Origin of the sequence: Clostridium chrysemydis (assembly GCF_015234215.1) — a bacterium.
Classification (GTDB): domain Bacteria; phylum Bacillota; class Clostridia; order Clostridiales; family Clostridiaceae; genus Clostridium; species Clostridium chrysemydis.
This window is the reverse complement of record NZ_JADEKP010000002.1, coordinates 347,722-360,221: the sequence shown is the minus strand read 5'-3', so window position 1 is coordinate 360,221 and position 12,500 is coordinate 347,722. Positions and strand designations below refer to the sequence as shown.

The 12,500-nt window shown below is 26.9% G+C and carries 10 protein-coding genes and 1 riboswitch; all 10 genes read right to left on the bottom strand.

The genetic code is table 11. The features are described from left to right. Positions 1-164: 164 nt before the first annotated feature. The 10 genes from INR60_RS09590 to cobD all read right to left on the bottom strand — a co-directional run bounded on the left by INR60_RS09590 (position 165) and on the right by cobD (position 12,500). Positions 165-974, bottom strand: coding sequence for a sirohydrochlorin cobaltochelatase (locus tag INR60_RS09590; protein ID WP_194191300.1), 810 nt, complete (start codon positions 972-974; stop codon positions 165-167). Between the two features lie 43 nt (positions 975-1,017). Next, positions 1,018-2,805 carry a tetratricopeptide repeat-containing diguanylate cyclase gene (locus INR60_RS09585; protein ID WP_194191299.1) on the bottom strand — a complete coding sequence of 596 codons (1,788 nt, stop codon included), beginning with the start codon at positions 2,803-2,805 and terminating at the stop codon, positions 1,018-1,020. A 165-nt stretch (positions 2,806-2,970) separates the two neighbouring features. Beyond that, positions 2,971-5,214, bottom strand: coding sequence for an EAL domain-containing protein (locus INR60_RS09580; protein WP_194191298.1), 2,244 nt, complete (start codon positions 5,212-5,214; stop codon positions 2,971-2,973). Between the two features lie 59 nt (positions 5,215-5,273). Continuing rightward, positions 5,274-6,197, bottom strand: a complete 924-nt coding sequence (locus INR60_RS09575) for an exonuclease domain-containing protein (RefSeq protein WP_194191297.1) — start codon at positions 6,195-6,197, stop codon at positions 5,274-5,276. A gap of 75 nt (positions 6,198-6,272) precedes the next feature. Continuing rightward, positions 6,273-7,727, bottom strand: coding sequence for a cobyric acid synthase (locus tag INR60_RS09570; protein ID WP_194191296.1), 1,455 nt, complete (start codon positions 7,725-7,727; stop codon positions 6,273-6,275). Positions 7,728-7,736: 9 nt separating this feature from the next. Then, complete coding sequence (locus INR60_RS09565) at positions 7,737-8,384, bottom strand: Dph6-related ATP pyrophosphatase (RefSeq protein ID WP_194191295.1); 648 nt, start codon at positions 8,382-8,384, stop codon at positions 7,737-7,739. Beyond that, a complete protein-coding gene (locus tag INR60_RS09560; protein WP_194191294.1) occupies positions 8,381-9,148 on the bottom strand; it encodes an ABC transporter ATP-binding protein in 768 nt (255 codons plus the stop codon). The genes INR60_RS09565 and INR60_RS09560 overlap by 4 nt, the downstream gene beginning before the upstream one ends. Before the next feature lie 2 nt (positions 9,149-9,150). Beyond that, a complete protein-coding gene (locus tag INR60_RS09555) occupies positions 9,151-10,182 on the bottom strand; it encodes a FecCD family ABC transporter permease (protein WP_194191293.1) in 1,032 nt (343 codons plus the stop codon). Continuing rightward, entirely contained in the window at positions 10,169-11,086 is a 918-nt protein-coding gene (locus INR60_RS09550) for an ABC transporter substrate-binding protein (protein WP_194191292.1), read from the bottom strand. Before INR60_RS09550 ends, INR60_RS09555 begins: the two co-directional genes overlap by 14 nt. A gap of 125 nt (positions 11,087-11,211) precedes the next feature. Further along, positions 11,212-11,388, bottom strand: a riboswitch (cobalamin riboswitch). 53 nt (positions 11,389-11,441) lie between these two features. After that, positions 11,442-12,500: a threonine-phosphate decarboxylase CobD gene (cobD, locus tag INR60_RS09545; RefSeq protein ID WP_194191291.1), complete on the bottom strand. Its 1,059-nt coding sequence runs from the start codon at positions 12,498-12,500 to the stop codon at positions 11,442-11,444.

Sequence of the window (12,500 nt, the reverse complement as noted above, 5' to 3'; positions counted from 1 at the left end):
CCTCCTAAATTTAAAAGATTTAATTTGATAATAACTTTCAACTTAAGAGAATAATTATAAATCAATATTAAAACTTTTTTTAATAGCATTTCACTGCTTTAGTTAATAATACCACATTTCTCTTAATATATAAAGCTTTTTATCTAAAATAAATACTATTAATATTATTCCTTATTTTTTGTTTTATATTCATCTATTAGTAAATTTATTTTATCTATATATATCTTATTAAAGTCATCTAATTCTGTTAGTCCTTTTTGGATAATTTCTACCTCAATCCCCGCCCCCTCAAGCTTGCTTTTCCAAGATTTTTCATCTTCTGATGCTAAATCTTTTTTAACGTGCATCCCACAAGTTAGCATTAGGGGATATATTTTAACTCTCTTAATATCTTTATCTTTAAATTTTAATATTAATTTTTCTATAGATAAATCCCCCTCTAAAGTTCCAACAAAAATATTATTTTTATTGTTGATATCAAAAAATTCTTGCATCTTTTTATAGGCTATATCTGATTCACTACTACTTCCGTGACCAAAGAGTAAAATATTTTTATCACTTTTTAATATAGTTTCTAAAAAAATGTTAAATCTATTTAAATCATTTGTAGAAACTTCTCCCTCTTTAACTAAAAATAAAGGATCACCTAAAATTAAAGTATCAAAATTATTTTTATATTTATAAAATTCTTCTTTAATTTTATTATATTCTTTACCAGATATAATATTTAAAGGTTGAATTATTACTTTATCGTAATTAGACTCTTTTAAAAACTTTAATTTTTCATCTAAATTGCTAATACTTATATTTGTATTTTCTCGTAACTTTTTAATAATTATGTTAGAAGTAAACGCTCTAAAAACATCAAAATCCTCAAACTGTTTTCTTATATTTTCTTCTGCTTTGAATATAGATTTTTTTAATCCTTCAACATCACTACTTCCAAAGCTTACAATTATTATTGCTTTTCTCATATCTAATACCTCTTAAAATTAATCTTTGTGTTTATTATAACCCTTACTGAAAAGTAACTCTATTTTTTCCACTTGTCTTAGATTTATAAAGATTTTGATCTGCTTTTTTTAATATATCTGTTCTGTTAGTTCTAGTTTCATTTGAAAAAGCTACTCCAATACTTATAGTTACACTTATATTTTCTTTTAAGACCATAGCTTCAATATTTCTTCTTATCCTTTCGGCTACTAACAATACTGATTCTTTTTCCTCTTCATTAAATATTATAATAAACTCTTCACCACCATATCTATACAATTCTCTTTTTTGACCTATTACATTTTTTATAATATTACAAACATTTATTAAAACTGCATCTCCAACATTATGTCCAAAATTATCGTTTATAGATTTAAAATCATCAATATCAAGCATAACTAGTGCAAAATCACTATAGCTCTTTTTCATAAGCTTATTATAATCTCTATTAAATCTACCTCTATTATAAACATTAGTTAATGAGTCATATCTGTTGCTTTTAACTAACTTATTCATATATTTGTATCCTACAATAGATACAATTAAAAATAAAATAATATATAATGAATCTCTATATTTTCTTTTATTCTCTTCTTTTACCATTTGTGCTTTTTCTCTTAAAGTAGATGAATAATAAACATAATCTTCTCCTATACTAGCTTTTTCACTATCCATAAGGTTTATTATTTTTTCTTCAGTATCTATAACTTCATTCTTGTAATCTAGCCTTTTATAAATATTAAATAAATTATTTAAAACTAATCTTTGGTACTCTATATTTTTTCTATTCTTTGCCATGTCGTAAGCTTCTTTATAACTTCTTATAGCTTCTTTATTTTTAGAATAGGCTTCATAATACTCACCAATTACATCTTTTAAATAAATATCTTTGTCAGCTATATAGACATTCTTTAGATTCTTTAATAAATATTTAGCTTTTTCTATATTGTAATTTGCTTTTTCTAAATCTTTATTATGTATGTTTATATCCGCCTCCAAAGTGTATTTCATTATATTAAAGTCTTTTTTTTCTTCTTCATCTTTTAAAAGGTTTATATAATTATCCATTTTATCTAAATTAATTTTAGCCCCTTTATAATCACCCTTTATGTTATCTATATCTGCTAAATTTGTAAGTGCATAAAGTTTTACTATAGCCTCTTCATTTTTATCTTTAAGGTCAATAGACAGTGCGCTTTCTATTGTATTTCTAGCTATATCATATCTTCCTAGTAGCCTAAATGTAAGACCTAAATCTATTAAGGATTTAGCTTCATATAATTTATTTCTTCTCTCTCTTGATAGCATAATAGTTTGAAGGGTTGCTTCAATCCCCTCAGCATATTTCCCTTCTATAATATAAAGAGGTGCTATCCTATATTCTAAATAAAACTTAGCATCGCTATTTAGATTTTTCTTATCATCTAACATACTCTTTAGGTATTTTGTTGCTATTTTTCTACTTTCCTCGTTGTAGTCAACTCCTATTAATAACGTATCTGCAAGTATTTTATAATGCTTGTTATAATCTTTTTTAGAAACTATTTTAAATGCACTTTTTACATATGTAGATGCTAATTTTAAATTTCCATTTTTATATGCTTCATCCGCTAAAAACATCCTACTATATATTTTTGCAAATACAGATGTCTCATCCGTTTCTTTAGCTATAGTTAAGTTAAAGTATTCTGAAGCTTTCTTTGTATCTCCATCTATCATATCTAAATACGCCATTATAAAGTAATCATTTGAATTTCTATCATTATTATCACTTAAGTACTCTTTGCATCTCTCTATAGAATCTTCACTCAATTTAACTCCGCTATAATAGCTTTTTTCGATAACATTTATCTGCTTATAATAACTAAAGTTAATTTTATATAAAATAAAAACTAATCCTATAATAAAAAGAGTAATTAAAACTACGTATTTCTTTTTTATAAAATCACCTCATAACCAAAGCTTTTGCTTTCGTATCTAAAATTTAATTAGCGTTTCTATATCTAATGGTTCACTATAATAGTATCCTTGGATATAAACATTTTTAAGATCTAAATTTTTAATAAATTCATTTTCCCCCTTAGTTTCAACGCCTTCAACTATGAGATTAATGTTTTTATTATAAATTATCCTTTGCATTAATTCTTTCATATCGCAGTTATACTTTGAATCAAAAATAGCCTCTAAAATACTAACACTTATCTTAGTTATATCGTGTTCTATACTTTTAATTAAAATACCGTTGATTTCATCTATGCAAAAGTTATCTAAAGCAATCTTAAAACCAACTTCCCTTAGTTTTTTAATATTTGCCTTTACTTTATCAATATTATTTATTTCGCTGCACTTAGTTATCTCTAAACAAATAGCACCTCTCCTAAGATTAGACTCACTAATTATATCTATCATCCTTTGAAAAACAGAATCATTTTTAAGTTCATTTATCCTTATATTTATTGAAAGATAAAAGTCTTCTTCTAATTTTTCAAACCTACTTATAACCCTATAATTATCTATAGCCATTTTTAAAATATATAAAGTTAAATCACCCATCAAATTACAATCATCTATATCTTTTAGTAGTTCTTTTGGTAACAAAACATTATTCTTTTCTTTAAATCTTAATAACCCTTCAGCACTTACAACTAAGTTGTTTTTAGGGTTAATTATTGGCTGATAGTATAGTGTATATTTTTTATTTTTAATATATTTTTTTATTCTTACTCTTTTTATTTTTTTCATTATAAATGGCTTAATACTTAATTTTAATAATATGATTATTAAAAAACCTATAAGTACACATAAAATTAAAGTTATTATTTTATCTTTTAATTTATGTTCAATACTCTTTAAATTTTTTTCTCTATAAATTATATATTTATAATAATCTTCTGATAAAACTTTACCCTTATCCTTTTCCATACTAACGAGTTTTTTATAGGTTTCTTTTTCGCCCTTATAATCACCTATTGCATTATACACCCTAGCAACCTTTGAATAAGATGTATTTAACATCTCTATATTTCCAGCTTTATCTGACTTTTTAATAGCTTTTGAATATTCTTCTATTGCACCGTTATAATCTTTTTTATAAAATAATATATTTCCAAGGCTTATATCATAATATATATCTTTATCTACATATCTGTTTATCTTATCGTTATCTATCAAATATTTAGCTTTATTTATGCATTCAGTTGCCCTTTCTATATAAGAATTATCTAGATAATATGCAGAATAAAATATATTTTGCATGCACTCTACATCATCTTTTAAATTTTTATTTATAAATTCTTTATAGACATCTATCTCCTGCAAATACTTAATCATTTCATCATAATCATTACTTAAAAGTTTTCCTTCTGCTAGATTTATTAATCTATAAATATTTACTTCTGAATCTAAAGCTTTATCTTCTAAAGTGAAATTATCAGCATATTCCATAATACTCTCAGAAACATAGTTCCCAGAAGCCTTTCTAATTGTGGTTGCTATATCTACTATGGTCTTTATTAGATAATATTTATCTTCATCAGTTTTAGCATTTTCAGTTTGAGAAAGTATTTCCATATTATTTTCAATACACTCTAGGTAATTTGAAGTAGAACTCGCTAAAATAGATATTCTTCTATTAACTAATACCTTTTGAAATTTTGATAGACTTCTAGAATGGTTTAATATTTCTCTATAATACTCTAAAGCCTCTATTCTTCTACTGCTCTTATCTGCGAGTTTTAATAGTCTATGATCTATCTTATTTAGGTATATATAATATAAGTCATCATTATTTAAAACCGTGAATAATTTATCTATGTAAAAACATGCATCATCAATCTTTTCTTTTTCTAAAAGCATATCTATAAGGTATAGGTATGACACTATTTTTATTCTGTCATTTGTTTTATCAGTAAAATTTTCTTCTGCTAAAAGAAAATATTTTAAACAAATATTTTTATCACTACTTTTTCTATATGTTATATAAGCGTTTAAAAAATATTCTTCATCTAGATTTAAATCTTTACTTTTAGCCTCTTTGTCTATTCTTAAATAGTCTTCTTCACTTAAATTTCTTTCTATATAGTCACTTGTAATCTCACTTAATAATCTACTTTTACTTATATCTATTGCTTCTTTGAAAAATATGAAAAAAATAATAGATATAACTAAAGAAAGTATAAGCAAGACCTTTACTCTTTTGTTTTTTATAGTGTTCGCCCCCATTTCTCACCTTTACTTATCGATACTTTACCTTTGTTCTTTAAAGTCTTTGGGGCAAATTATTAATTTTTGATTATTTTAAAAAACTCTTCTTCACTTAAAATCTTAATATCTCCTCCTAAATCAATAAGGTCAACTGCCCTTCTTAATTTATTGCTCATTTCACTTCTTTTTAAACTATTTATATCTTTAATCCCTGTAACTAACATAGTCGTTTTTTTAGTTACTGAACTTCCAGTAGTTCCAAAAGCCTTTCTAACAAGCCTCATAGCTTCATCTCTAGAAACCTTTTTAAGTCCCCCTGTAAAAACTACAGTTTCTCCTTTTAAAGAATCCTTTTTAATATCTAGTAAATCTTCTTTTTTTAAATCAAAAATTCTATTTGAAGTTTTTAAAATACTTCCTTTGCTTGAAGAAGGTTTATATCCACCTTTATATACCTTACCTAAGGTAACTCCTACATTTTTTGAAACATCTTTTATATTATTTGTTTCTAACTCTTTTGAAATATTTAGTAAAATATTACTACAAGCTAAAGAGTCATCTAAAGCATCATGGTGCCTAAACTTAAATCCTAGTAGCTCGTTTACTGTATTTAACTTTGCGTTTTCTAAACCCTTATAAAAGTTTTTTGAAAGCTTCATAGTACATATATAATCAAACTCTGGTTCTTCAATATTATATAAGCTTAAAGTGTTTCTAAGGACCGATATATCAAAAGCTGCATTATGTGCTATTATTAAACTTCCGTCAAAATAATGTTTTATTTCTTTAAAAACTTCATCAAACTCCGGCTCTTCTTCTACCATACTAGGTCTAATTCCATGAATCCAAATATTCATAGGTTCAAATCTCATTTCTTTAGGTTTAATCAAGCGGTGAATTTTTTCTTTAACTTCTCCATTTTCTACAACAACCATACCTATAGAACAGGGGCTGTTTCTTTTTTCATTTGCTGTTTCAAAATCTATTGCTACAAAATTCAATTTCTAATTCTCCTTATTTTTAAAATCACCTTAAGATTATACATAATTTAACGAATAAAAAAAAGGATAGTTTTACTATCCTTTAATTAAACTTTCAACATATTCCATATCAATATTTTCTTTTAGAATTTTTAAAAGTTCATTATACTGTGAAATTTTATACTCATTATAGTTTATGTTATTTTTAAGTTTTATTTCATAATCCTTAACTATACTCTTCATAAAACTCTCTAAAAATTCATTTTCATCAAACAGTCCGTGTATATAAGTTCCATAAACATTTCCATTTTTTAAACCTAATATATTACCTTTAGAGTCCTTTATCCACTCTTCATTTAAATCTAAAACTTCACTACTTCCATTATGAATTTCATATCCCTTTACTTTTTCACCGCATAAAGTATAAGCTTCTGTTTGTCTAGTACATTTATTTTTGTTAAATACAGTTTTTAAGCTTAAAAGATTTAATCCTTCTTCTTTTAAAGAATCACCTTCAATTTTAAAGGGGTCTTCAATTTCTTTTCCTAAAATCTGATATCCTCCACATATACCAAGTATAGGGGTTCCCTCTTCTTTTAATTTATATATCTTTTCTTTAAATCCAGTTTGCTTTAAATATTTTAAATCTTCTATAGTATTTTTACTTCCAGGTATTATAATTAAATCTGAATTATCTAATTCGCTAGGATTTTTTACATATTTTAAATTTATATTCTCTATTCTTTCAAGTGAATTAAAATCAGTAAAGTTTGACATATGAGGCGTTCTTATTACTTTAACTTCTATCCCAAGTCCTTTTCCTAAATCTTTAACTTCTGTACTATCTTCATCTTCTATATTTAAGTTAAAGTAAGGCATAGCCCCTAGTACTTTAACGCCTATTATATCTTCTAACTGTCTCATAGCCTCAGTAAAGAATTCTTTTTTCCCTCTAAACTTATTTATTATAACACCCTTAACTCGCCTTCTCTCATCTTCAGTTAAAAGGCTTAAAGTACCTACTATAGATGCAAAAACTCCGCCTCTATCTATATCTGCAACTAGAATACAATCAGAATCTGTCATTTTAGCTGTTTGAAAGTTTGCTATATCTGTATCCCTTAAATTTATTTCAGCGCAGCTTCCTGAACCTTCTAAAACTATTAAATCATGATCTTTTTTAATATCTAGATACGCTTCTTTAGCTTTTTCTTTTAAAAAACTATTAAGTTCTTTGTACTTATAAGCGTCCATAGTGCAATGAACTTTTCCTCTTACTATAACTTGAGTTCCAAAGCCCTTGCTTGGTTTCATAAGTATGGGGTTCATATATTCCTTTGGCTTGATTTCACAAGCTTCAGCTTGTACTACTTGGGCTCTTCCTATCTCATCTCCCTCTTTTGTAACAAATGAGTTTAATGATATATTTAAAGCCTTATATGGTGCTACATCATATCCTTTTTCTTTAAAATATCTACAAAATCCTAGAGCTAAAGTGCTCTTTCCTACAGAAGACGCAGTTCCAAGCAGCATAATTCCTTTATATTTCATTTAATTCACCTACTTAATATCTAAAAATCCATAGTCTTTTGTTAATAAGTTTCCATTTTCTTTAAATTCAATTTTACTATTAAATATAGGTCCTTCATAAACAAATGTATGGTATTCTCCATTTTCTCCGCAAGGGTCTGAACCTTTATCTTTAATCCTTTTAACTAAGTCTCTTGTTAAAATTTCTCCTAAAAACTCTTCACCTAAAACATTTAATCTTACATTTTTAACTATAGTTTTAAATCCTGAATCTATAAATTCATAAGTTAAATCTTCTCTTCCTTCTTGCCAAAGAGGAAAAATAGATTGTAAATTTGTATTTTTACATCTATCTTCGCACCAAGTTCTATGAGGCTCTAAATCAATATCACCAAATACACAAGAATCAGCTCCAAGTTCTTTTGCCTCTTTTAGTGCTATTTCAAAAGTTTCTTCGTAATTATCCCCTTCACTTTTTACTATAAGTAATGGTATATCTAATGATTTTGAAACTTCATTTAATAAATTTTCTGGAATCCCGTGAAACCAGCTTCTATTTCTTTTACTATCCACAGTAACTAATAGAGCTAAAGGGGTATGCCCTGATTTTATCATTCTATATAAGGCTAAAGTGCTATCTTTTCCGCAGCTATAAGACATTATAAATTTCTTTTTCATAAGTTTTCACCTCTCCACCTTTCTAAAGCTTCTAACATAAACTTTCTTATATCAATATCATAAACTTCTTTTAATTTATCACTATTTAATACTGCACTTGAATCTCCAGTAGATACTATTTTTCCATTCTTTATTAAAATAACTTTCTCTGAAAATTTTAAAACTAAATTCAAATCATGTAAAACACCTATAACTATTTTGTTATTTTCTTTTACCCATTTATTTATGTACTCTAATATTTCAATTTGGCATTTTAAATCTAAATGATTTGTAGGCTCATCTAAAAGTAATATATCAGGTTCTTGTGAAAATGCTCTAGCTAAATATACTCTTTGAAGCTGACCTCCTGATAATTCGCTTATAAGCTTATCTTTATATTCTAATAATCCTACCATTTTTAATGAATTTAAAACTATTTCTTCGTCTCTCTTAGAAAGATTTGAAAAAGCCCCATCTATATGTGCATATCTTCCAAGAGAAACAGTTTGATATACTGTATATGAAAAATAAATATCAGTATTTTGACTCATAAGTGCAACCTTTTTAGCAAGGTTTTTTCTTTTCATCTTTTTAATTGAATCTCCGTCTATAGTTATATCACCTTTAAATTCAATAAGGTTTGCCATAGCTTTTAAAATAGTGCTTTTACCACAACCGTTTGGCCCTATGATAGATATATTTTGACCTTTAGAAGCCTTAAAGGAAACATCATGGATAACTTCTATTCCGTCATATCCTGTATATAAGTTTTTTACTTCTATCATGTTTATCCCCTCTTTTTTCCAAAGTATAAATATGCAAAAAATGGTGCACCAACAATTGCAGTTATAGCACCTACTGGTAATTCTGATGGTGTTATTATAGTTCTAGCAACTAAATCTGTTAAAACCATAAGAGAACCACCAAACACTATTGACATAGGTATAACTATTTTGTGATTTGAACCAAATATCTTTCTTACTATATGAGGCGTAATTAAATCTATAAATCCAATCACTCCACTTAAAGCTACAGCACTTCCAGTTAAAATAGCTACCGCTACAAGTAATGTCTTTTTAACCTTTTTAGTTTCCACTCCAACTGTCATAGCATGATTTTCACCAAAGCTTAATATATCCATCTCTCTAGTATATCTTATTACAAGGATTACTCCTATTATAAAAAATGGAAGTCCTGCAAAAACATAAGACCAACTCTTCATAGAAAATGATCCCATCTGCCACATAGTAATAGCTTTAATATCCTCACTACAAAGTGCTGTAACTGTAGTTAAGACTGCACTTGCAAAAAGAGATAAAACCATTCCTGAAAGTATTACCGTATTATTAGATAATCCTCTATCTACTTTACTTGAAAATATTATAACTAAAAACACGGTTAAAACTCCAAATAAAAATCCTATAAAAGGAAGCGCTAAATTCCCTACAAAAGGTATAGTTATTCCTAAAACTATATATATTCCAACACCTAAAGATGCACCTGATGATACTCCTAAAGTATAAGGTGATGCTAAAGGGTTTTTTAAGATAGATTGTATTACCGCACCAGATACTGCAAGTGATGCGCCTACCCCGAAAGCTAAAAGTACCCTAGGCAGCCTTAAAAGCCAAATTATCGCAATATCTTTAGATTCAATCCCCGCCCTAAGAGGTATATTAAATAGCTTATGCGCTATTATTGAAACTGTATCTAATAAATCAATATTGGAACTTCCAAGAGAAGTTCCAATACAGATAATCAGTAAGCTTAGGATTACTCCTAAGCTTATCTTGATTTTTATTTTTTTAGATATTTGCATATTCTTTTGGATAAATATCCTTTGCAATTTGTTTTAATGCACTTATTACGTTTTGACTTGGACGTGAAGTTGCATTTTTATCTACTAAGAATACCTCTTTATTTTTAACTGCGTTTATAGTATTAAATCCTGGGCGTTTTTCTATTTGTTTTGTAGCATCTTTTATGTAATCTTCGTTTGTTAAGATTACATCTGGATTTTTCTTTATTACTGATTCTTCACTAGGTGAGATCCAACCTTTTTGATCTTTAAATATATTTTGGGCTCCTATTGTAGTTAATAATTCATTTAAGAATGTATCACTACCGAAACTATAAAGTTTTTCACCTGAACCTATTTCAAAGTATACAGTTTTCTTATCTTTAATCTTTTCACCTATAGCTTTGATTTTATCAACTTCGCCTTTTAAGTTATTTACCATTTCATTTCCTTTTTCTTCAGTTCCAGTAAGCTTCCCTAAGAAATTTATATCATCATAGATTCCATTTATGCTTTCTGCTGTAGGCAAGTATACAACTGGTATACCAGCATCTTTTAAAGCCTTAAATGGATCTTCTTTTCCTTCTCTATTATGACCTGATGCAATAATAACATCTGGTTTAAGGGCAATTATAGCTTCAGCATCTGGGTTTCTAAAGTCTATTTTAGTTACATCACTTTTTAACCCTTTTATATCAGCTGAATATTTATCTACTCCTACAATTTTATCACCTAACCCAAGACCTACTAAAATTTCAGTATTAGACGGTGCTGTAGATACTATTCTTTCAATCTTTTTAGGTACTTTAAACTCTGTACCTTCCATATCTTTCATAGTAACAGTTTTACCTGCGCAGCCTGTAAAGATAGCTAACGAAAATATCGTTAAAACTACTACTGACAATAACTTTTTAAAATTTCTCATCACTTTTCCTCCATTATAATTTTGAGGCGTTAATTTTTGGGATTAAAAAAACACACCGTGTGAAGGTATGCTTATATAAAAAAATCCTATTAGCACTATAACCCCACCCTCAGAAGGTTATAGTAAGTCGTATAAATAATTTGGCAGGTATCCCGACTTAGCTTCACCCTTAGCCTAGCCTTCCCATAAATTAATATAGTGACTATAATTTAGGCCTCGTCCACATCACGGTTACTGGGGTAGTTAGAGATTTACACTCTATTCCCTTTTAAGTAATATACACCAATTATTATTTTTATCAGAATGATTATATTATTTAATTATCTAATTGTCAATTTTTTATCATTTGAGATTATTAATTTACAATTTCTTGAAGAGATTTTATTAATTTAATATTTTCTTCTCTAGTTCTAACTGCAACTCTATAATAACTCTTATCTAGTCCTATATAGTTTTCGCAGCTCCTTATTAAAATTCCATATTTTAAAAGTTCTTCTTTTAAATCTATATTTTTAAAGGTCTTAAAAAATATAAAGTTTGCATATCCTTTAAATACCTTTAAATCTTTAAATAAGCTTAAATTATTAAATAAAAACTTATTTTCTTCTTCTACAAATTCAATAGTATTTTTAATATATAAACTTTCTTTTAAAGCTGCAATTCCAGCTTTATTTGCTATAGTGTTTACGCTCCAAGATATAGTGTTTTTATTTATCTTTTCTAAGTATTCTTTATTTTTAGTTAATCCGTACCCAAGCCTTATTCCAGGAAAGGCAAAAATCTTAGTTAAAGACTTAACTATAATTAAGTTGTCATAATCTTTTAAACTATTAATTAAAGTAATTTCCTTAGAATTCCTAACAAACTCTAAAAAAGATTCATCTATTACAACTGTAATATCCTCTTCCTTTGAAGCCTTTAATATTTCTTCTATCATTTGTCTTTTGCATAAAGCACCTGTCGGATTATTAGGGTTACAAATAAATATTATATCTGTATCTTTATTAATCATATCTAAAATCCCTAAATCCAAATTATACTTATCTTTTAAAACATAATAATCTATCTTGCAATCTACTGAGTTTAAAGCTTCGCTATATTCTGAAAAGCTTGGCCCGTAAAGTAGAGCCTTTTTAGGCTTTAAGCCTCTTACTATATTAAATATAACTTCCGCTGCACCATTCCCTAAAAATATGTTATTCTTTTCTATATTTAGGAATTCACTTATGCTATTTATTAAATCTAAATAAGTGATATCTGGGTAATGAATAACGTCATCTATAGCATTTATCATAGCTTCCTTAACAGTTTTTGAAAGCCCTAAAGGGTTTATATTTGCTGAAAAGTCTACTAAATCTTTAATTTTGTAATTTCTCTTTATTTCATCAATATTTCCACCATGACTATTTTTCAT